Below are 20,797 nucleotides of genomic sequence, written 5' to 3' on the forward strand. Positions count from 1 at the left end.
GATTCGGGCTTCCCCTCCTGCTCTCGTCCGCCGGTCCGCTACGAGCCCTGCGGCTGCCGTGCGGCGGCCTGCGAGAGGCGCGGTCCGGTGGGCAGGAAGGACGACCAGGTGGAGGGGATCGGGGCCGGGTCCACGTTGTCGTACCCGAGGAGCTTGCGGGCGATGTCCGCCTCCTGCTGCTCCTGCTGGGCCTTGCGCTGCTTCTCGGTCGTGCCGATGCCCTTGTCGTCGGTGGCGCTGTCCGCGTTCGACTGGAGGGCGTAGCGCAGGCCGGTGTCGGTGACGAGGAAGACGCCGCCCGCCTTGGTCTCGGTGCCCTGGAACTGGCGGAAGATCTGGCCGGAGCCGGGCGTGACGTACGCGCTGGAGGAGCCGGTGGGCAGGTCGGCGGGGAAGTCCGTGCCGGCCCAGGTCGACAGGCTGGTGTCGCCGCCCTTGACCGAACGCAGCGTGTTGCAGACCGTGTTGCGGCCACTGGTGGCGCTCGCGCCGTCGTTGACCGTCTTGGCACCCTGCGTGGGCCACTTGGCGCCCTCGCCCTCGAAGGGCACGCTGCCGGCGACGGCGGCCGGGTTCACCTGCACGGCCTTGCCGGTCGTGTTGGCGTCGATCAACTTGTCGCTGTTGAGCAGGAGTTGGGCGGTGAACTCGGAGATGCTCGCCACCTTGCCCTGGAGCACGACGTAGTACTGCATCCGCGTGCCGTCCAGGGCCTTGAGGACCGTGCCGATCTTGTCGTACTGGGCGTTGCCGCTGCCGGCCACCGCGTTCGCGGTCTGACCGACGGCGCCGGGGATCTCCGGGATCGAGATCGGGGAGCCCTGGTGCGTCGTGCGCAGCCACTCGGTGGAGACGCGCTGCGGGGCGCGCTGCTGAGTGTCGAGCGCCTTGAGCAGGCCCTCCTGCGCCGGGTCGGTGATCTTGTACGAGGTGCCGCGGGCGTCGACGACGTACTGCGCCTTGGTGACCGCGTCGGTCACGTACATCAGCTGGCCGCCGGAGAGCTTGTCGCGGCCCTCCGACTTGCCCCACTCCTTCTTCGCGAGGACGAACGCCGCCTTCTGGATGGCGCGGCCGCCGTCGCTGGGGCGCTCGCACACCATCCAGCGCTTGCCGGCCTCGGCCTCGGAGCTGGAGGGCAGGCGGTCGGGGGCGTACGGGATGCCGAGGGTGGCGCCGTGCGGGGGCTTGCCGCTGTCGAGGACCTTCTCGTCGACGGTCACGACGTCGTCCGTGTAGTCCTTGAGCAGCAGCTTGGCCGACGCCGTGTTCAGGACGGGGTGCAGCTGCTTCTGGCCGTCGGTCTTGAGGACCACGTAGCGCGTCGTCGAGTCGCTCGCCACGATCACGTTCTTCTGGGTGGCGTCCCACCCCTTGGGGGCCGCGGGGCTGAACATCCCGATGCCGCCGAAGACCGCGAGGACCACGACACCGACGATGGTGCCGGGCAGCACCGCGCGCAGCGGGCGCGGGGCGCCTTCCTCGGAGCCCGTCGGAGAGGGCTGCAGGAAGGACGCGAGCGTGCGCCGCTTCGCGAAGGTGTAGGCGTTGAGTTCGTCCCGCCGTGATGCCATCTGTGTCCGCTCTCTCCCCGTGCGGAGCCGTGGGGGCGAGTTCCCCCGGTCTTCCCCGTCTTCGGTCGACGTGATCGCCTGCGGTACGTGCCGCGGCGGTCAGACCCGGCCCCTACTATGCCTGTTGCGCCGGTGCGCGTGTGGCACGGGTAGGGTGCTGAGGCCTTCTGGCAAGGACTGTGGAACCTTCGAGGGGCCTTTGCGCATGGGATTTCGGGAGAGTTCGGGGGGTTTGGAGTGATGGCTTCCGCAACGCGGGCTCGATCGCGGTCGCAATCGAGGTCACGATCGGGTGACCGTTCGCGGCAGGGTTCCCCACAGGGGTCCCCCACTCCTTCACAGGCACCACACATTCCGGAGCGGGGCGGGCGCGGTGCGCGGTCCGGCGGCACTCCGTACCGAGGTGCCGTCTCCCCGCATCTGAAGTCGCGCTCCGGCCGCGGCGGCTCGTTCGGCGTGCAGCGGCTCGTGATGATCGAGCTGGCCGCCGCGCTGGTCGTGTGCGGCTGGGTGATCGGCACGGTCGCGCTGATCGCGACGGGCGCGGTCGCCGCCCTGCTCCTGCTGCTGGCGCTCGTACGCCGCCGGGGGCGCTCCCTGCCGGAGTGGCTGGGCACGATCCTCGCCCTGCGCGCCCGCAGGCGGCGCGCGGCGGGCGAGTCGGTGCCGCCGGGCACCGAGCCGGGCCTCGCCCCCGCCGTGGAGTGCGACCCGAGCCTGCGCACCTACAGCTACAACCGGGGCGACGACCGGGATCAGCGCCCCGTCGGCATGGTCGGCGACGGCGGCTTCCTGACCGCGGTGCTCCAGGTCGAGTCGGACGCCACCGCGCTGCGCGCCGAGCGCAGCCGGCGTCCGCTGCCGGTCGCCCTGGTGCGGGACGCGCTGGAGGTCGACGGCATCCGTCTGGAGTCGGCGCAGATCGTGCTGCACACCCAGCCGGCGCCCGCGCTGCACCTGCCCCAGCAGTCGGTCGCGGTGAGCAACTACGCGCCGCTGCAGGCCCAGACGGGCTCGCCGGCGGTGCGCATCACCTGGATCGCGCTGAAGCTCGACCCCGAGCTGTGCCCGGAGGCCGTCGCGGCCCGCGGGGGCGGCGTGGTCGGCGCGCAGAAGGCCCTCGCGCGCGTGGCCGAGCACCTGTCGAGCCGGCTCACCGGTGCCGGGTTCCGGGCCGGTGTGCTCACCGAGGAGGAGCTGGTCGCCGCGGTCGCCACGTCCGCGTGCGCCAACCCGATGGTGACCGCGCAGGCCGGCCGCAGCGAGGCGCCGCAGCGCCGCACCGAGGAGTCCGGCCGCAGCTGGCGCTGCGACAACCGCCGGCACACGACGTACTGGGTCCGCCGCTGGCCCCAACTGGGTGGCGGGGGCACGACGTTGCCCCAGCTCGTGGCCCAGCTGACCACGGTGCCCGCGCTGGCGACGACGTTCAGCCTGACGCTGGCCCCGGGCGACCAGCAGGACGTGACCCTCACCGGGCACCTGCGCATCACCGGCCGCAGCGACAGCGAACTGACCACCGCGCGCCGGGACTTGGAGCGGGCCGCGCGCAGCGTGCGCGCCAGCCTGGTCCGCCTGGACCGCGAGCAACTGCCCGGCGTTCTCGCCACTCTGCCGCTCGGAGGTGCCCGCTGATGGCCCTGACCAGCCACACCCCCGACCTCGGCGAGCGGCTGCGCACCGGCTTCGGCCTGCTCGGCCCGCGCCACCAGCGGCACTCGCTGCCGCCGGAGCACCTCGACACCCTGTCGCTGCCCATCGGCGACGACGGCGTGGTCGTCGGCGTGGACGCCGAAGGCCAGCCGGCCGTCATGGGCATCAACCGCCCGACGCCCTACGACATCGTGCTCATCGGCGGCCTGTGGACCGCGCAGGTGCTCGCGCTGCGGGCCGCCGCGACCGGCGCGCGCGTGGCCGTGGAGACGGGCCGCGCCCAGCACTGGGCGCAGCTCGTGCAGGCGGTCGGCGGCGGCCAGTCCGGCATGACCGTGCACGAGGTGGGCCGGGTCCCTCCGCAGGGCGCGTCGGCCGGCGGTCCGGTGCTGGTGATCCGCGACTGCGGCATGCGTCCGCCGCGCGGCCGGGTCGCCTCGGCGCCCTGGCAGTCCGTCCTGACGCTGCTGCCGTATCTGAGCCCGGTCGCGCCGCGGCTGATGCGGCAGGCGCGGCTCGTGGGCGTGCAGCGGGTGTCGCCGGACGAGGCGTCGGAGATCGGCCGCGTGATGGGTCTGCCGCGCGGCGAGTACGAGTCGCTGCCGACGCTCGCCGACGGCGTGACGCTGTGGTGCACGGACCGGGACCGGCAGTACGTGATGACGCAGGCGACCGACGCCGAGACCGGATTGTTGGGAACCGCACGCCGGATGGACTGACTCCGTCCCGTTCGTGGCGATTTGCCGCGCCTGTGCGGGCGTTCCCGCGGGGCGCGGCCGTCACGTGACCGGGCGCACGGCCCCGACGGGTGGGGCGGGCCTGCCGTGCACACGCGATTCGTGATTAGGCTGGGACCGGACGTCCGCGTACGCCCTTGTGCGGGGTGCGGGTACGTCAGGGGGCTGGGACCCAGGGGTGAGCCCGGCGGATCGACGCAGGAGAACGGTCTCCCCCATGCACGAACACGAGGGTGCTCGACCACACCAGGAGGCATTGTGAACAGCGATCGGGACGATTACCGCGGGGGCTGGGATTCGCCCGTCGATGATCAGTCCGACGCGGAGTCCAGTGTCGAGATGACGGGCGAGTTCACCATCGACTACGCCCCTCCGGCCTGGTACACGCAGAACGCGTCGGGTGCGGGCACGCCCGAGCCCGTCACGCCCCCGGCTCCGGTGCCGCCCCCGGCTGCTGCCGCTCCGACCCCGCCCCCGGCCGCCGCCCCCGTGGCCCCGGAGGCCGAGTCCGGCGCGGGGAACGGGGATCTGGAGAGCGGCGCCACGATGCGCTTCTCCGCCGCCGCGCTGAAGCGGGAGTTCGAGGAGCTGGCCGCGCTCGGCGAGGACAAGTCCGCCGCCGGTGAGACCGGCACGCCTGCCGCCGGTGCGTCCGAGGGCGCGGCCGACACCGAGTCGCCCCGCTCGTGGGCCGAGATGCACCGGGTCGACGGCCTGGGCGGTACGGACGGCGCGGGCGATTCGGCCGGGGCTGTGGGTGCGGGTGCGGGTGCGGGTGGTGCGGAGGCTCCCGAGGCTGCGTCCGGGCCTGAGTCCGAGTCCGAGGTGCCCGACGCGTCGCTTTCCGCTGCCGCCGACTCCTCCGGGTCTTCTGACGCCTCCGGCTCCTCCGGCTCCTCCGACGACGGGGACTTCCCGCTGGCCGCCGCCGCAGGCAGCCCGGTCGGCGAGGCCGCCGACGACGCCGCCGCCGAGTCCGGCGCAGCGGAGGCCTCCGCCCCTGAGGTGCCCGAGGCACCCGAGACGCCCGAGACGCCCGAGGTCACCGCCGCGCCCGCCGCACCGGAAACGACCCCGGAAGCGGCCCCCGCCCAGACGGACGGCGACGCCGCCGAGCAGTCCGCTCCGGCCGCCTGGACTCCCCCGCCCGCGCCGGAAGGCGGCGTGCCTCCGCTGCCGCCCACCTTCCAGCCGGCCGAGCCGAGCGCCCCGGCCCCGGCCCAGCAGTGGGCCGACCCGGCGCAGGCCCCGCAGGCCCCGCAGGCTCAGCAGGCCCCGCAGCCGCCGGCCGCGCCCCAGGGCTGGCCGGCCCATCCGCAGCCGCCGGCCCAGCCGCAGGGTGGCTACGGCTTCCCGCAGCCTCCGGCCCCCGTACAGGGGCAGCCCGCGTCCGCCCCCCTGCCGGATGCCAACTCCCCCGCCCCGCAGGGTGGCTACGGCTTCCCCCAGCCCCCGGTCCCGCAGCAGGCGCAGCCTCAGCCGCCCGCGCAGCCGCAGCCCGGCCCGCCCAACTCCCCTGCCCCGCAGGGCGGTTACGGCTTCCCCCAGCAGCAGCCCCAGCCGCAGCCCGGCCAGCCTCTGCCCCCGCAGCAGCAGGGCGCACCGATCCCGCCGCAGCAGCCGGGCGCGGGCTACGGCTTCCCGCCGCCGCAGGCCGCCGTGCCGCCGCAGGCGCCCGTACCCCCGCAGGCCGCCCAGCCGCAGCCGCCGGCCCAGCCCTACCCGGGCCAGCCGCAGCCGGGCCAGCCGCAGCCGGGCCAGCCCGGTCAGCCCGGTCAGCCCGGTCAGCCGCAGCCTGGCCAGCCGAACGTCCCGCACCCCGGCCAGCCGCAGCCTCCCGCCGGCACGGACCCCCGCACGGGTGCCGCCTGGCCGCAGCCCGTGCAGCACGACCAGCGTCAGCCCACGAACGTCGGCGGCGCCCCGCTCGGTTACACGGCGGCGGTCGAGCTCTCCGCCGACCGGCTGCTCAACAACAAGAAGCAGAAGGCGAAGAGCACCCGCCCCGGCGGCGGCAACTCGCGCTTCAAGCTGGGCGGCAAGAAGGAGGAGGCCGAGCGGCAGCGGAAGCTGGACCTGATCCGCACCCCGGTGCTCTCCTGCTACCGGATCGCGGTCATCAGCCTCAAGGGCGGCGTCGGCAAGACGACGACCACCACCGCGCTGGGCTCGACGCTCGCCACGGAGCGCCAGGACAAGATCCTCGCGATCGACGCCAACCCGGACGCGGGCACCCTCGGCCGCCGCGTGCGGCGCGAGACCGGCGCCACGATCCGTGACCTGGTGCAGGCGATCCCGCATCTCCAGTCGTACATGGACATCCGGCGGTTCACCTCGCAGGCCCCGTCGGGCCTGGAGATCATCGCCAACGACGTGGACCCGGCGGTCTCGACGACGTTCAACGACGAGGACTACCGGCGCGCGATCGACGTGCTCGGCAAGCAGTACCCGATCATCCTCACCGACTCGGGCACCGGCCTGCTGTACTCCGCGATGCGCGGCGTGCTGGACCTCGCCGACCAGCTCATCATCATCTCGACCCCGTCCGTCGACGGCGCCTCCAGCGCGAGCACCACGCTCGACTGGCTCTCCGCGCACGGCTACGCGGACCTGGTCTCGCGCTCGATCACGGTCATCTCGGGTGTCCGCGAGACCGGCAAGATGATCAAGGTGGAGGACATCGTCAGCCACTTCGAGACGCGTTGCCGCGGTGTGGTCGTCGTCCCGTTCGACGAGCACCTGGCGGCCGGCGCCGAGGTCGACCTCGACATGATGCGGCCCAAGGTCCGCGAGGCGTACTTCAACCTCTCGGCGATGGTCGCCGAGGACTTCGTACGGGCCCAGCAGAACCAGGGCCTGTGGACGCAGGCCGACGGTCAGCAGCCGCCCACGATGGCGCCGCCGATGCCGGGTCAGCAGCAGCCCTACCCGGGCCAGCAGCCGTACCCCGGTCAGCAGCCGCCGCAGGCCCCGTACCCGCAGCAGGGCGGTGTCCCGCCGCAGGCTCCGCCGCCGGGCCAGCCGGGGTATCCGGCCCAGCCCGGACAGCCGGGACAGCCGGGGCAGCCCGGCCCGATGGCCCATCCGGGACAAGCCGGACAGCCGGGGCAGCCCGGTCCGCAGCCCGGCTGGGGCGCCCCGCCGCCCCCGCAGCAGGCCCAGGCCGGACAGCCCGGCCCGCCCCCTGGATGGCAGCAGCCGCAGCCGCCTCAGCAGTGACAACGCGTCAGAAGGCCCGCACCGCCCGCCGGTGCGGGCCTTTCGCGCACCCGGACCGAACTCGGACCGAAAGTGGTCGCCACGCCCTGGCCTGCATCGCATCAGAGGTCTCGACCAATGTGCCAAAAATGCTGGTCAACTCGTTATTTCCGCAGGCCACATGGGGTTCACCTGCCGTTGACGTTTCTCGACAGCCGCTGGTACACACACTTCATTCGATCTGGAAAGTCCCTGCTGTGCGAGCGATGCGCGAGGTCACCGACCGATGAACAAACAGGCTCAGCAAGTCCGGCACGACCACCACGACAGAACGATCGCCCGCCCCTCACGGCGCGGCGTGCGGGTGCTCCTGGCGGCCGGTGCCGCGGCGTTCACCCTGACGGCCGGCCTCGCCACGCCGCTCAACCCCGCGCCGCAGGAGGCGCAGGCGAAGGCGGACGGCGGCAAGAAGACCCTCACGGTGGCGCTCGCGCAGAGCGTCGACTCGCTCAGCCCGTTCCTGGCGACGCGCCTGGTGAGCACCAGCGTCCACCGGCTGATGTACGAGTACCTCACCAACTACGACCCGAAGGACAACCACGTCGTCCCGGGCTTCGCCACCAAGTGGGAGTCCTCGCCGGACAAGCTGACGTGGACGTACACGATCCGCGACGACTCGAAGTGGTCGGACGGCGAGCAGGCCACCGCCAAGGACGCGGCGTTCACCTTCAACAAGATGATGACGGACGACGCGGCGGCCACGGCCAACGGCTCGTTCGTCACCAACTTCAAGAAGGTCACGGCCCCCAGTGACACCAAGCTGGTCATCGAGCTGAAGAAGCCGCAGGCGACGATGACGGCGCTCGACGTCCCGATCGTGCCGGAGCACGTGTGGAAGGACGTCAAGGACTACTCGAAGTTCAACAACGACCAGAAGTTCCCGATCGTCGGCAACGGCCCGTTCGTCCTCACGGACTACAAGACGGACCAGTACGTGAAGCTGAAGGTCAACAAGGACTTCTGGCGGAAGTCGAAGACGCCGCAGTTCGACGAGATCGTCTTCAAGACGTACAAGGACCAGGACGCCGCGGTCGCCGCGCTGCGCAAGGGCGAGGTCTCCTTCGTCGCCGGCTCCCCAGCCCTGACGCCCGCTCAGGCGGCCTCGCTCAAGGGCGAGAAGAACATCAAGGTGAACGAGGGACCCGGCCGCCGCTTCTACGCGATCGCCGTGAACCCGGGCGCGCGCACCAAGGACGGCAAGAAGTTCGGCGACGGCAACAAGGCGCTGCTCGACCAGAAGGTCCGCCAGGCACTGTTCCGCTCCGTCGACACCAAGACGATCGTCGACAAGGTCTTCCAGGGCCACGCCGTGCAGGGCGCGGGCTACATCCCGCCGCGCTTCGACGACTACTTCTGGCAGCCCTCCGACAGCCAGAAGCTGTCCTACGACCCCGAGGCCGCGGGCAAGCTGCTCGACGACGCGGGCTACCCGCTCAAGGACGGCAAGCGCGTCGGCAAGGACGGCAAGCCGCTGAACTTCCGCATCCTGTGCCACGCCACCGACCCGAACGACAAGGCGGTCGGCAAGTACCTGAAGGAGTGGTGGGGCAAGATCGGCGTCGGTCTGAAGGTCGACTGCCTCGACGACGTGTCCGTGCCCTGGTACGCGGGTGAGTACGACCTCGCCTTCGACGGCTGGTCGGTGAACCCGGACCCGGACTTCGTGCTCGGCATCCACACGTGTGCGGCGCTGCCCGCGAAGGCCAAGGAGAGCGCGGCCACCGACAACTTCATCTGCGACAAGAAGTTCGACGACCTGTACGGCAAGCAGCTCGCCGAGTACGACCCGGCGAAGCGCGCGGACATCGTCAAGAACATGGAGTCCTGGCTGTACGACTCCGGGTACATGAACGTCATGGCGTACCCGAACGCGGTGGAGGCGTACCGCACGGACCAGATCAAGTCGATCCAGACGATGCCCACGGCCGCCGGAAACATCTACGGCCAGGACGGGTACTGGAGCTGGTGGTCGGCGGAGCCGGCGAGCGCCTCCGACAGCGCGGACTCGGGCTCGTCGAGCTCGACCGGTGTGGTGATCGGAATCGTGATCGCCGCGCTCCTCGTCCTCGGCGGCGGCGTGTTCTTCGCGATGCGGCGCCGGTCCACGGCGGACGATCGGGAGTAGGACCGCCCGAGGCCCCGCATCCCGCACACGCGCGCGGCCGACGCCCGCACGACCAACGAGAGTTCGCATGAACCATGACAGCTGACAGCACTCCGGCGCTCGTGCAGGGCGCGGGCGGTTCCGACGGCGACCCCACCGCACCGGTGGGGGCGTCGTCGGCCGCCCGCGGTCCGCGGGCCCGCGACACCAAGGCGTATCTGCGGTACGCGGCGACCAAGATCCTCGGCGCCGCCGTCTCCCTCTTCGCCGTCCTCGTCACCAGCTTCTTCCTCTTCCGCCTCATCCCGAGCGATCCGGTCAAGCAGATGACCGGCGGACGCAAGGTCTCGGCGGAGCAACTGGACAACCTGCGCCACCAGTTCGGCCTCGACCAGCCGATGTGGAAGCAGTTCACCTCGTACATCGGGGACGCGCTCACCGGTGACTTCGGCACCTCGTTCCAGTACCACGTCCCCGTCATCGACAAGATCACCGCGGCGCTGCCGGCGACGCTGCTGCTGACCGGCACGGCGTACGTCCTGTACTCGGCGCTCGGCATCTGGCTGGGCACCCGCACGGCGTGGCGCAACGGGTCGCGCAGCGACCGCTTCAACACGGCGTTCGCGCTGACCCTCTACTCGGTCCCGGCGTTCTGGCTGGGCCTGCTCCTCATCATCGTCTTCGCCGTGGGCGTCGGGCCGATCCCCGGCCTGTTCCCGACCGGCGGCCTCGAATCGGGCGGCGAGAGCGGCTTCGCGTACGTCGTCGACGTCGCGCACCATCTGGTCCTGCCGGTGATCACGCTGGTCGCGGTCGGGTACGCGCAGACGCTGCTCGTGATGCGCTCCTCGCTGCTGGACGAGATGGGCAGCGACTATCTGACGACCGCGCGCGCCAAGGGGCTGCGCGACGACATGGTGCGCCGCAAGCACGCGGTGCCGAACGCGCTGCTGCCGACGTTCACGCTGATGTTCGTGAACCTGGGGCACGTGGTCGCCGGGCAGATCCTGGTCGAGACGGTGTTCTCCTGGCCGGGTCTGGGCGGACTGTTCTACTCGGCCCTGTCGGTGCCCGATCTCCCCCTGGTCCAGGGCCTGTTCTTCGTCTTCGCCACCGCGGTGATCCTCGCGAACACGCTGGCCGACATCCTCTATCCGCTGCTCGACCCGAGGGTGGGCCGATGACGACCGAGACCGCGCCCGCCGAGGGCGTGCAGAAGACCACGAGCGCGCGCTCGCTCGCGCGCGCCCGCAAGCGTCAGTCGCTGGCCCGCTTCTGGCGCTCGTACCGCTCGCACAAGGGCGGTCTGTGGGGCCTGGGCCTGCTGGTGCTGATCGCGCTGATCGCCGTGTTCGCGCCCGTGCTCGTCGGCGCGGACGCGCAGAGCGTGACGAACGCGCCGGGCGGGCCGCTGGAGGGCCCGAGCGGCGCGTTCCCGCTCGGCACCGACCAGTTCGGCCGCAGCGTGCTCGCGCTCCTGGTGTACGGGGCGCGGGTCTCGCTCACCGTGGGTCTGCTCGCGGCGTTCCTGTGCGTGGCGATCGGCACCCTCATCGGGATCGTCGCCGGGCACTTCCGCGGCTGGTACGCGACGGTCCTGATGCGCATCACCGACTGGTTCCTGGTGATGCCGACGCTGGTCCTCGCGATCGCGCTCGCGACGGTGATGGACCGCTCGATGTGGACCGTGATCATCGCGATCGGCGTCACGACCTGGCCGACCACGGCCCGGCTCGTGCGCGCGCAGACCCTGGCGGTGGAGTCCCGCCCGTACATCGAGCGGGCCAGGGCCCTCGGCGGCGGTCACGGGCACGTCATGACCCGGCACGTGCTGCCGAACGTGATGCCGCTCGTCCTCGCCCAGACCACGATGATCATCTCCTCCGCGATCCTCACCGAGGCGACCCTCGCCTTCCTCGGCCTGTCCGACCCGACGGTGACGTCCTGGGGCGGCATGCTCCAGGACGCCCGCGAGGCGGGCGCGGTCAGCGCGGGCGACTGGTGGTACCTGGCCCCGCCCGGTATCGCCATCGCCGTCGTCGCGCTGTCGTTCACGCTGTGCGGCCGCGCGGTCGAGTCCGTCCTCAACCCGAAGCTGGGGGTGCGGTCATGACACTGCTTCAGGTGAAGGACCTCGCGGTGACGTACGCGGGCGGCGCCCAGGCCGTGCGCGGGGTGGACCTGTCCGTGGAGGCCGGCCAGAAGCTCGGCATCGCGGGCGAGTCCGGCTGCGGCAAGTCGACGCTCGCGCTCGCGCTGCTGCGGCTGCTGCCGGCGGGCACGAAGGTGACGGGCGAGATCCTGCTGGACGGCGAGGACGTCCTCGCGATGAAGTGGGGCCAGGTCCGCGCCGTGCGCTGGGCGGGCGCCTCGATCGTGTTCCAGGGCGCGATGCACTCGCTGAACGCCGTGCACCGCATCGGCGACCAGATCGCCGAGCCGATCCTGCTGCACAAGAAGGCGACGCCGGCGGGCGCGAAGAAGAAGGTCGCCGAGCTGCTCGAACACGTGGGGCTCCCGGCGGCCCGGGCCGACGCCTATCCGCACGAGCTGTCCGGCGGGCAGCGCCAGCGCGTGATGATCGCCATGGCGCTCGCCTGCGATCCGGCACTGATCATCGCCGACGAGCCGACGACCGCCCTGGACGTGATGATCCAGGCCCAGATCCTGCGCCTGATCGAGCAGTTGGTCGCCGAGCAGGACCTCGGGCTCGTCATGATCAGCCACGACCTCGCGGTCCTCTCCGACACCTGCGACCGGCTCGCCGTGATGTACGCGGGCCGCGTCGTCGAGGAGGGCCCGGCGGACCAGGTGTACGAGAACGCGGTGCACCCCTACGGAAAGGCCCTGTCGGCGGCGTTCCCGACGATCGGCGACCCGGCGTCCCGGTTCGCGCCGCGCGGGCTGCCCGGCGACCCGCCGGACCCGTCGGCGCTGCCGTCCGGCTGCACGTTCCATCCGCGCTGCCCGGTGGCGCTGGAGGTGTGCGCGACGCAGGACCAGGAGCTGCGTGAGGCGGAATCCGGCCGGCGGGCGGCATGTGTACATGTCGACTCACAGACGGGTGCCGGTACTGGTTCCGGTTCTGGTTCTGGTTCCGGTTCTGGTTCGGGCGAGTCGGTCGAGGCAAGGAGCACCACGGCATGAAGGACCAGGTCATGGCGGGCCCGCGGCCCCTGCTGAGCGCGGAGCAGCTGCGGCTCACGTTCCCGGGGCGCCGCGGGGCACCGCCGGCGCGGGCCGTGGACGGAGTGGACCTGGACATCGCCCCCGGCGAGATCGTAGCCCTGGTCGGCGAGTCCGGCTGCGGCAAGACGAGCCTCGCGCGCACGCTGCTGGGCCTGGAGAAGCCCACGGCCGGGGCGGTCACCTTCGCCGGGAAGCCGCTCGACTACGCGTCCCGCGCGCTGAAGGCGTACCGCAAGCGCGTGCAGCTGGTCCTCCAGGACCCGAGCGGTTCCCTCAACCCACGGCACACGGTGTACGACGCGGTCGCCGAGGGACTGCGGATCCACGGGTACGCCGGGGACGAGCGGGCGGCGGTGTCGGACGCGCTGTCCCGGGCGGGGCTGCGGCCCCCCGAGCGGTTCTTCCTGCGCTATCCGCACGAGCTGTCCGGCGGGCAGCGCCAGCGCGTCGTCATCGCGGGCGCGCTCGTCCTCGAACCCGAACTCATCGTGGCGGACGAGCCGGTGGCCTCGCTGGACGCGTCCGTACGGGGCGAGATCCTGGCGCTGCTGCTGCAGCTGCGCGACGAACTGGGGCTCTCGGCGCTGGTCGTCACGCACGATCTGGGGCTGGCCTGGAACATCGCGGACCGGGTGGCCGTGATGTATCTGGGCCGGATCGTGGAGACGGGGCCGGTGGAGGACGTCCTGACGGCTCCTCAGCACCCGTACACGCAGGCCCTGTTGTCGGTGCTCCCGGAGGCGCCGGGTGATCCGGTCGTCCTGACCGGGGAGCCGCCGGATCCGTCGCGGGTGCCCGGGGGGTGCCGGTTCCATGTGCGGTGCCAGGTCCTGGCCCGTGGCTCCGCCGAGGAGGCGGGGGTCGCTGAGGCGTGCCGGTCCGAGGATCTGCCGGTGCTCTCCGGCGGCGCCGCGACTCAGGTGGCCTGTCATTGGGCGGCGGCTCGGGCTTCGCAGTAGCGTCTGCGGGGTTCTGCGGTCGGGCGGCTGCGGCTCCGTCGTGGCTGGTCGCGCAGTTCCCCGCGCCCCTGAAATGCAGACGCTTCGCGTCGCATTTCCCCGATGAAGGCTGCGCGCAGCGCATGCCTTCAGGGGCGCGGGGAACTGCGCGAGAAGCCCCACCGGGCCGCAGTCGCGACACGACCGGGCCCGGCAGACGCGGAGGCGGAACCCGCTCACTACTCCAGCGGCGACTTCATGCCCGGCTGGTAGTCGCCGGCAGGCTGCCGCGTCATCACGTTCAGGCGGTTGAAGGCGTTGATGCCGGCGATGAGGCAGACGAGCGCGCCGAGCTGCTCCTCGTCGTAGTGCTTGGCGGCCCGCTCCCAGACCTCGTCCGGCACCCCCGTGGCGGCGTCCGCCAGCCGCGTTCCCTCCTCGGCGAGTTCGAGGGCCGCCCGCTCCGACTCCGTGAAGACCTTCGCCTCGCGCCAGGCCGCGACGAGGCTGAGCCGGACCGGGGTCTCCCCCGCCGCCACGGCCTCCTTGACGTGCATGTCGAGGCAGCCCGAGCAGCCGTTGATCTGGCTGGCGCGGATCTTCACCAGTTCCTGCGTCGCGGCAGGCAGGCCCGAACCGGTCAGCGGCTGGTGCGCGGCGACGAGGCGCTTGAGGAATCCGACGGCGGACTGGCTGGCGAAGATGTTCAGACGGGGTTCCATGGCGAGCTCCCTGCTTGGATTCCGTAGTCCTGAATGGTGCGTTCACCGACAGGACGGATCGCAGGGGCCCGTCTGTGACATCCCCGGGCCGGAACGGGGTGTGACCTACGCCTCGTTCGCCTCGTAGGCGGCGATGAGGTCACGCGAGCGCTTCACGTCGTCGGCGATCGCCTCGACGAGCTGCTCCAGGGAGTCGAACTTCGACATGCCGCGCACGAAGGCGAGGAAGTCGACGGCGACGTGCAGCCCGTACAGGTCGAGGCCCTCGCGGTCGATGGCGTAGGCCTCGACGGTCCGCTCGACCGCGTCGAACTGCGGGTTCGTGCCGACGGAGATCGCGGCGGGCATGGCCTCGCCCTCGACGTGCAGCCAGCCCGCGTAGACGCCGTCGGCGGGGATCGCGGTGTGCGGGAGCGTCTCCACGTTGGCCGTGGGGAAGCCCAGTTCGCGGCCACGCTGCGCGCCGCGCACGACGACGCCCTCGACGCGGTGCGGACGGCCCAGGATCTCGCGGGCGCCGTCGACGTCGCCCTCGGCGACGAGCCGGCGGGTCAGCGTCGAGGAGAACGGCTGTCCGCCGCCCGCCGTGCCGCTGACGAACAGGTCGACGAGCTCGACGGCGAAGTCGTACGTGCGGCCCTGCTCGGCGAGGAACGCGACGTCACCGGCGGCCTTGTGGCCGAAGCGGAAGTTGGGGCCCTCGACGACGACACGGGCGTGCAGCCGGTCGACGAGCACCTTCGCGACGAAGTCGGCGGGCGACAGCTTCGAGAACTCGGTGGTGAACGGCAGGATCAGCACCGCGTCCACGCCCAGCTCGGCCATCAGCTCGGCCCTGCGGTGGTGCGGGGCGAGCAGCGGCGGGTGCGAGCCGGGGCGCACGACCTCGCTGGGGTGCGGGTCGAAGGTGACGACGACGGCCGGGACGCCCAGCTCACGGGCGCGCTCCACGGCACGGCCGATGATCAACTGGTGTCCGCGGTGCACCCCGTCGTAGGAACCGATGGTGACGACGCTGCGCCCCCAGTCCTGGGGGATGTCCTCCAAGCCACGCCAGCGCTGCACGGTGATTGCTCCTCGCAAACCTGTGTACGACGGTTCCGTCTGTCTGTGCTTCGTGCGTCTCTTACCGAACACGCAGGTCTAAGAGTGCCATGTCGCCCGGCCGCGCCTCTCATCGGGCGGGTCGTCCGGGCTCAGGCGGGCACCTTCGCCCCGGCGACGCTCTCGATGGTGCGGCGGGCGCTGGGCCCGACCAGGGCGGCCCAGTCGGCCGGCTCCGCGGTGAGCCAGCGGGCGGTGAGCGCGGCGAAGCCGGGGACGGCCCCGGCCAGCTCGACCAGGCCCCGGTCGAAGCGGGCGGCGCCCTCGGGGGTGCGGACGAGCAGAGTGCCGGTGCGGTGCACGAGGTCCCGGGTCCGGGCCTGGCCGCGTCGCACGGCTCCCCGCGCGGCCGCGTCGAGCACGGCGGCGAGCACGTCCGGGTCGCGCTCCTGACCGAGCAGGACGTCGAGCAGCTCCCCGCGCAGGCCGCGCGAGGCGGCGGTGCCGGGTGCGACGAGGACGGGGGCGAGCGCGGCCCGTACGGCCGGGGTAGGGGCGCGCAGCAGGTCCAGGGCGAGCGGCAGCAGGACGGAGCGCCCGGTGGGGCCGCGCTCCAGGCACCGGTCCACGAACGCGGCCGCGTGCCGGGCGGCGCCTTCCGGGTGCGCCGCGGCCAGCTCCCCCACGAGCGCGGCGGCGCGGCGGGCGAGGGAGGGTGTCGTGACGTCGGCGAGGGTGCGGACGAGGTCGCCCGCGCCGGGGCCCAGTCCGTCGAGCCGGGACGCGAACGCGGCGAGGACGGGCTCGGGGTGGGTCTCCAGCGCCGGGGCGAGCGCCGACGCGGGCAGTTGCGGGTCCCCCGCGGCGAACCGGCGCAGGGCCCGGGCGAGGTACTGCGGCCGGGAGTGCGGGTCGCGGACGAGGAGGGCGAGGGCGGCGCCGTGCAGGGTGTCCTCGCCGGGGCGGGCCAGCAGGGCGAGCGCCGCGTAGCGCAGCAGTCCGCGGTCGGCGTCGCTGGTGGCGCGGGACTGGACGCGCAGCCCGTAGGCGAGGGCGGCGACGTGCCGGTCGAGCCGCTCGTCGTGCGCCCAGCGGTCGACGGCCCGGCACAGCGCGGAGGGCTCCTCGTCGGCGAGCGCGGTGAGCAGTTCGTCGGCGCGCGGGTGCGGGCAGTCGACGAGCGCCTCGGTGAGGTCGTCGACGGCGCGGTGGCGGTGGGTGTGGAGCAGGGCCTGGGCGGCGGTCGCGACGGTGGCGTCGGGCAGTGCGGGCAGGGCCCGCTCGTCGTCGAACCAGGTGGTGAGCTGTCGCTGCGCCGCGGCGGGCGCGGCGGCGAGGAGCTCGGCGACGGTGTCCAGGTAGCGGTGCCCTTCCCCGGGCGAGGGGTCGTGCACGACGAGCTGCCGCAGCAGCGCGAACCGGGCGCCGTCCGACACCGGGACCCGCGTCCAGAACCAGGGCCCGAAGGCACCGCCGTCGGCGAGCTCGCGCAGCACGGGCAGATACGGCTCGGCGTCCGGAACGCGCGACAGCACCTCCGCGACCAGATGCCCGGCCCACCACTCGGCCTCCTCATCGGCGGCCTGGCCCTCGCCTCGCCCACCGCCCGGCAGCCAGGCCGTCAACTCCGCGAGCCGCGCCCCCAGTTCGGCGGGCCCCCGCTGCCGGCCGAGCAGCAGAAGGGCGCGCACCACGGGCCCCGCCCGGTGCCGCGGCACGGGCACCGCGGATCCGCCCCGCCGCCGGAACACCAGCGCCTCCAGCGCCCCGTCCAGATCCAGGTGCATCCCCTGGATCCAGTCGGCCACCTCCTCGTGCGCGAACCGGTACCCGCTCCCGGCGGGGACCAGCACTCCCTCGGTGAGCACGGCGGACGCCCACCCGCTCACCCCGTGCCGCGTCCCCCAGGGGAACAGCTCCTCGAACGCGGCCCGGTCCAGCTCGCCCTGTCCCGGCCCCAGACAGCTGCGGGCCGCCTCGTGCAGCTGCCCGCAGACCCGCGCCGCGAGCCGCCGCACGGCCGCGCCCCGCAGCCCGGCGGGTGCGGCGAGCCGTACCGCCACGCGCAGGCACATCAGGTCCAGGTACGCCCCGAAGATCTCGTCCCGGTCCGGCTGCCCCGGCACCTCCCCGGGCAGCGCCGCCCGCACGTCCCGCAGCAGTCGCAGCGCCAGCGGGTGCCGGGCGTCCGCCGGGTGCAGGGCGCCTTCGGGGATCCCGAACCGCTCGCGGGCCCGCTCGTCGTCCAGGTCCCCGATCCGGACGCAGGCGGGCAGCCTCCCCGGGCGCCCGTGCAGCGCCCCGGGGCCGAAGTGCCGCCCGGCCTGTTCCCAGTACTCGCCGCGGCAGGCCACGACGAGCCGGACCCCGGACTCGGCGAGCCAGCGTTCGGTGCCCCGCGACCAGGCGGCGAGCCGGTGGGCGAGCACGGGCGGCATCTCCTCGGGCCCGTCGAGCACCAGCATCAGGGGGCGCCCGGCGTCGGCGGCGATCCGGGCGACGCGCGCGGGTGAGAGGTCTCCGAGGTCGCCGGGCTCCACCTCGCGGGTGGCGGCGACGATCCGGCCCGCCCGTTCCAGCGCGCGTCCGACGGCCTGCGCGACGGAGGTGTCGCCGCCGCCCAGGTCGGCGCCGCGCAGCCAGAGCGTGGGCGCGGCGCCCGCCCCGGCGCCCCGGCGAGCGGCGAGCGCCGCGAGTTCCGTGGTGCGTCCGCTGCCGGGGTCGCCGACGAGCGCGAGCAGCCGGGCCGGTCCGGCGCCGAACGCGGCGAGTTCCCGTACGACGTCCGCGCGCTCGACCGGGTCCGGGGCGCCGTCGGCGGCGGGCCCCTCGCTGCCGACCGAGACGGCGGCGAGCTGTAGGACGCCCGCGACGTTCAGCTCGTCCCCGTAGGCGGCGACCGTGACCGCGTTGCGGGCGAGGAGAGCGGCGAGTGGCCCGTGCGGGTCCCTCTCGGCGGCCGTGCGCAGCGGAACCGCGACTCCGGCGGCGCGGTGGCCGGTGTGCAGGGCGGTGCCGAGGACGGCGACGACGGCGCCCGTGGCGGCGTCCAGGACCGGTCCGCCCGCGGCGCCGCCGCCCGGTGCCAGGGCGTCCGCGCCGGCCGTGCCGACGGCGAGCTCCATGGTCTCGGCGAGCGGGTGGGAGCGGTCGGAGGCCTGGTAGGTGGCGGGGCCGTGGCCGAGCACCCGGGCCTCGCGCCAGCCGCCGGCCGGGATGCGTACGTAGGCCCCGGTGGGCAGGGGTCCGCCGACGGCGACGGGCAGCGGGGGGACGCCGAGTCCTTCGGTGCGGACGAGGGCGAGGCCGAGATGGGGCAGGGCGTGGACCGCCTCAGGGCCGACGAGGCAGGTGGCGCCGCCGGGTGCGTGCAGCACGAGACGGCCGAGCCCGTCCACCGCTTCGTGACCGGTGACCACGGTCCCCTGGTCGTCCACGGCGAAGCCCGCTCCGCGCGGGCGCCCGGCCAGATCACAGATCCGAACCAGCGGCGGATCCACCATGCCGCCGAACCTCCCGCCGCTCTCCGCCACCCCCCGTCCCCTCGACGGTAGGCGCGTGGTGATCAGCAGGACAGCGCGCGAGGCGAACGCGCCCCCCTGCGCTCCCCTGATTCACTCCGAGCGCCCGCTCGATGGGGTGAACTCGACCGGCCTGGCGGACAGACCTGAGGGAGGGGGAACGTGGAGCGGCGGGCACCCGGGGTCCGGATGCCCGCCGCTCCATCGGCGTCGCCGTCCGGCGCGGTGCCGTCGGCGGAAGTGCCCGTCAGCCGAAGACGGCCAGGCTCTTCGCCTTGCCCTTGTGCTCCTCGACGAGGGCAAGGTAGGTGCCGTCCGCGCCGAAGACGCCGACGGGACCGGCGCCCGCGTACTCGGCGGGCATCTCCAGGCGCACCCCGTTCAGGAGCAGCTTGGCGCGGCGCGCGTCGACGTCCCAGCGCGGGAACGCGGCGCTCGCGGCGTCGGCCACCGGCATCACGGCGAACGACTCCTGGAGCTGGTCCAGGGTCCGGGCCTCGTCGAGCTTGTAGGGCCCGACCCGGGTGCGGCGCAGGGCGGTCAGATGGCCGCCGACGCCGAGGTCCGCGCCGAGGTCTCGGGCGAGGGCCCGGATGTAGGTGCCGGACGAGCAGACGACGGAGACCACGAGGTCGAGCACGGGGGTCCCGTCCTCGGCGACGGCGTCCCGCATGTCGTAGACCTTGAAGGAGGAGACGGTGACCGGCCGGGCCGGGATCTCGAACTCCTCGCCCTCACGGGCGCGCTTGTACGAGCGCACGCCGTTGATCTTGATGGCGCTGACCTTGGACGGCACCTGCATGATGGCGCCGGTCAGCTTGGCGACGCCCGCGTCGACGGCTTCGCGCCGTACTCCGGAGGCGTCGGTGGACGAGGTGAGCTCGCCCTCGGCGTCGTCGGTGAGCGTGTTCTGCCCGAGCCGGATCGTGCCGAGGTACTCCTTCTCGGTCAGCGCGAGGTGACCGAGGAGCTTGGTGGCACGCTCGATGCCGAGCACGAGGACGCCCGTCGCCATCGGGTCGAGGGTGCCCGCGTGGCCGACGCGGCGGGTCCTGGCGATCCCGCGCATCTTGGCCACGACGTCGTGCGAGGTGAAGCCCGACGGCTTGTCGACGATGACCAGGCCGTCGGGCGGAGGGGTGCGGTCGGACATGCTCAGGCGTCGCCGTCCGTCTCGTCCTCGGCGTCGTCGTCTTCCGGCTTCTTGTACGGGTCGGCCTCGCCCGCGAAGGCGGCACCGGCGGACGCCTGGCGCACCTGGGCGTCCGAGGCCCGCGCCTTGTCGAGGAGGTCCTCGATGGTGCGGGCGTTGTCCGGCAGGGCGTCCGCGACGAAGGTGAGGGTCGGCGTGAACTTCACGCCGGCCGCGGCACCCACCGCGGAACGCAGGACGCCCTTGGCGCTCTCCAGACCGGCGGCCGCCTCGGCCCGCTCCTCGTCGTCCCCGTACACCGTGTAGAAGACGGTGGCCTCCCGCAGGTCACCCGTGACGCGGGTGTCCGTGATGGTGACGTGGGTGCCGAGCCGCGGGTCCTTGATCCCACGCTGCAGCTTCTGGGCCACCACCTCTCGGATGAGGTCCGCCAGCCTCTTGGCGCGCGCGTTGTCGGCCACTGGTCCGTCTCCTTAGTAACTGTCTTGCTTCTTGCTTCAGTCTTCGTCGCTGTGGAGTCTGCGTCGAACCGAGAGCAGTTCCACCTCGGGCCGGGCCGCCACCAGCCGCTCGCAGCGGTCCAGTACGTCGCTGAGGTGTCCCGTGTCCCCGGAGACCAGCGCGAGCCCGATCTCGGCCCTGCGATGGAGGTCCTGGTCGCCCGTCTCCGCCGCGCTCACCGCGTACTTGCGCTGGAGCTCGGCCACGATCGGGCGGACGATGGAGCGTTTCTCCTTCAGCGAGTGGACGTCGCCGAGGAGCAGATCGAAGGACAGAGTCCCCACATACATGTGTGTCCGGATGTCCCGCCGGTTCGGGTTCGTAAAGGCGCCACAAGCTGACGCCGATACGGGAACCGTACACGCAACGGCCGGGGCCGATCGACGGAAATAAGTCCCGTCGA

At 73.1% G+C, this 20,797-nt stretch carries 15 protein-coding genes; 8 read left to right on the forward strand and 7 right to left on the reverse strand.

Features of this window, described 5'->3' with window-relative positions; genetic code table 11:
* Positions 1-38: 38 nt before the first annotated feature.
* On the reverse strand, positions 39-1,574 hold the full coding sequence (eccB, locus tag ACZ4E1_RS36430) for a type VII secretion protein EccB (protein WP_467547663.1): 1,536 nt from the start codon (positions 1,572-1,574) through the stop codon (positions 39-41).
* Between the two features lie 456 nt (positions 1,575-2,030).
* On the opposite strand from eccB, the gene eccE reads away from it, so the two are divergent.
* The 8 genes from eccE to ACZ4E1_RS36470 all read left to right on the forward strand — a co-directional run bounded on the left by eccE (position 2,031) and on the right by ACZ4E1_RS36470 (position 13,474).
* The gene (eccE, locus tag ACZ4E1_RS36435; protein ID WP_467547665.1) at positions 2,031-3,209 is read left to right on the forward strand and encodes a type VII secretion protein EccE; all 1,179 of its coding nucleotides are present in this window, start codon (positions 2,031-2,033) and stop codon (positions 3,207-3,209) included.
* Complete coding sequence (locus ACZ4E1_RS36440; RefSeq protein ID WP_467547667.1) at positions 3,209-3,946, forward strand: hypothetical protein; 738 nt, start codon at positions 3,209-3,211, stop codon at positions 3,944-3,946. Before eccE ends, ACZ4E1_RS36440 begins: the two co-directional genes overlap by 1 nt.
* Positions 3,947-4,222: 276 nt before the next feature.
* Positions 4,223-7,183, forward strand: coding sequence for an SCO5717 family growth-regulating ATPase (locus ACZ4E1_RS36445; RefSeq protein ID WP_467547669.1), 2,961 nt, complete (start codon positions 4,223-4,225; stop codon positions 7,181-7,183).
* A 265-nt stretch (positions 7,184-7,448) separates the two neighbouring features.
* Positions 7,449-9,347 carry an ABC transporter substrate-binding protein gene (locus ACZ4E1_RS36450; RefSeq protein ID WP_467547671.1) on the forward strand — a complete coding sequence of 633 codons (1,899 nt, stop codon included), beginning with the start codon at positions 7,449-7,451 and terminating at the stop codon, positions 9,345-9,347.
* Positions 9,348-9,421: 74 nt separating this feature from the next.
* On the forward strand, positions 9,422-10,510 hold the full coding sequence (locus tag ACZ4E1_RS36455; RefSeq protein WP_467547673.1) for an ABC transporter permease: 1,089 nt from the start codon (positions 9,422-9,424) through the stop codon (positions 10,508-10,510).
* Complete coding sequence (locus ACZ4E1_RS36460; RefSeq protein ID WP_467547675.1) at positions 10,507-11,439, forward strand: ABC transporter permease; 933 nt, start codon at positions 10,507-10,509, stop codon at positions 11,437-11,439. The genes ACZ4E1_RS36455 and ACZ4E1_RS36460 overlap by 4 nt, the downstream gene beginning before the upstream one ends.
* Positions 11,436-12,473 carry an ABC transporter ATP-binding protein gene (locus tag ACZ4E1_RS36465; protein ID WP_467547677.1) on the forward strand — a complete coding sequence of 346 codons (1,038 nt, stop codon included), beginning with the start codon at positions 11,436-11,438 and terminating at the stop codon, positions 12,471-12,473. The genes ACZ4E1_RS36460 and ACZ4E1_RS36465 overlap by 4 nt, the downstream gene beginning before the upstream one ends.
* The gene (locus ACZ4E1_RS36470) at positions 12,470-13,474 is read left to right on the forward strand and encodes an oligopeptide/dipeptide ABC transporter ATP-binding protein (RefSeq protein ID WP_467547679.1); all 1,005 of its coding nucleotides are present in this window, start codon (positions 12,470-12,472) and stop codon (positions 13,472-13,474) included. The genes ACZ4E1_RS36465 and ACZ4E1_RS36470 overlap by 4 nt, the downstream gene beginning before the upstream one ends.
* A 218-nt stretch (positions 13,475-13,692) precedes the next feature.
* On the opposite strand, the gene ACZ4E1_RS36475 is transcribed toward ACZ4E1_RS36470, so the two are convergent.
* The 6 genes from ACZ4E1_RS36475 to ACZ4E1_RS36500 form a co-directional block, all read right to left on the reverse strand.
* Positions 13,693-14,175 carry a carboxymuconolactone decarboxylase family protein gene (locus ACZ4E1_RS36475; RefSeq protein WP_467547681.1) on the reverse strand — a complete coding sequence of 161 codons (483 nt, stop codon included), beginning with the start codon at positions 14,173-14,175 and terminating at the stop codon, positions 13,693-13,695.
* Between the two features lie 105 nt (positions 14,176-14,280).
* Positions 14,281-15,240, reverse strand: coding sequence for a bifunctional riboflavin kinase/FAD synthetase (locus ACZ4E1_RS36480; protein WP_467547683.1), 960 nt, complete (start codon positions 15,238-15,240; stop codon positions 14,281-14,283).
* Positions 15,241-15,371: 131 nt separating this feature from the next.
* Positions 15,372-18,722, reverse strand: coding sequence for a trypsin-like peptidase domain-containing protein (locus tag ACZ4E1_RS36485; protein WP_467547685.1), 3,351 nt, complete (start codon positions 18,720-18,722; stop codon positions 15,372-15,374).
* Between the two features lie 265 nt (positions 18,723-18,987).
* Positions 18,988-19,893: a tRNA pseudouridine(55) synthase TruB gene (truB, locus tag ACZ4E1_RS36490; protein ID WP_467547687.1), complete on the reverse strand. Its 906-nt coding sequence runs from the start codon at positions 19,891-19,893 to the stop codon at positions 18,988-18,990.
* A 2-nt stretch (positions 19,894-19,895) separates the two neighbouring features.
* Positions 19,896-20,354: a 30S ribosome-binding factor RbfA gene (rbfA, locus tag ACZ4E1_RS36495; protein WP_467547689.1), complete on the reverse strand. Its 459-nt coding sequence runs from the start codon at positions 20,352-20,354 to the stop codon at positions 19,896-19,898.
* 36 nt (positions 20,355-20,390) lie between these two features.
* Positions 20,391-20,684 carry a DUF503 domain-containing protein gene (locus ACZ4E1_RS36500; RefSeq protein ID WP_399129568.1) on the reverse strand — a complete coding sequence of 98 codons (294 nt, stop codon included), beginning with the start codon at positions 20,682-20,684 and terminating at the stop codon, positions 20,391-20,393.
* Between the last annotated feature and the right edge of the window lie 113 nt (positions 20,685-20,797).

This window comes from Streptomyces sp. NPDC025806 (genome assembly GCF_055558275.1).

What these genes read in the sequence shown, in the direction of transcription:
- ACZ4E1_RS36500 (WP_399129568.1), bottom strand. Translation starts at nt 20,684, where the DNA reads ATGTATGTGGGGACTCTGTCCTTCGATCTGCTCCTCGGCGACGTCCAC.
- ACZ4E1_RS36470 (WP_467547679.1), top strand. Translation starts at nt 12,470, where the DNA reads ATGAAGGACCAGGTCATGGCGGGCCCGCGGCCCCTGCTGAGCGCGGAG.
- ACZ4E1_RS36475 (WP_467547681.1), bottom strand. Translation starts at nt 14,175, where the DNA reads ATGGAACCCCGTCTGAACATCTTCGCCAGCCAGTCCGCCGTCGGATTC.
- ACZ4E1_RS36455 (WP_467547673.1), top strand. Translation starts at nt 9,422, where the DNA reads ATGACAGCTGACAGCACTCCGGCGCTCGTGCAGGGCGCGGGCGGTTCC.
- ACZ4E1_RS36440 (WP_467547667.1), top strand. Translation starts at nt 3,209, where the DNA reads ATGGCCCTGACCAGCCACACCCCCGACCTCGGCGAGCGGCTGCGCACC.
- ACZ4E1_RS36450 (WP_467547671.1), top strand. Translation starts at nt 7,449, where the DNA reads ATGAACAAACAGGCTCAGCAAGTCCGGCACGACCACCACGACAGAACG.
- ACZ4E1_RS36485 (WP_467547685.1), bottom strand. Translation starts at nt 18,722, where the DNA reads ATGGTGGATCCGCCGCTGGTTCGGATCTGTGATCTGGCCGGGCGCCCG.
- truB (WP_467547687.1), bottom strand. Translation starts at nt 19,893, where the DNA reads ATGTCCGACCGCACCCCTCCGCCCGACGGCCTGGTCATCGTCGACAAG.
- ACZ4E1_RS36460 (WP_467547675.1), top strand. Translation starts at nt 10,507, where the DNA reads ATGACGACCGAGACCGCGCCCGCCGAGGGCGTGCAGAAGACCACGAGC.
- ACZ4E1_RS36465 (WP_467547677.1), top strand. Translation starts at nt 11,436, where the DNA reads ATGACACTGCTTCAGGTGAAGGACCTCGCGGTGACGTACGCGGGCGGC.
- eccB (WP_467547663.1), bottom strand. Translation starts at nt 1,574, where the DNA reads ATGGCATCACGGCGGGACGAACTCAACGCCTACACCTTCGCGAAGCGG.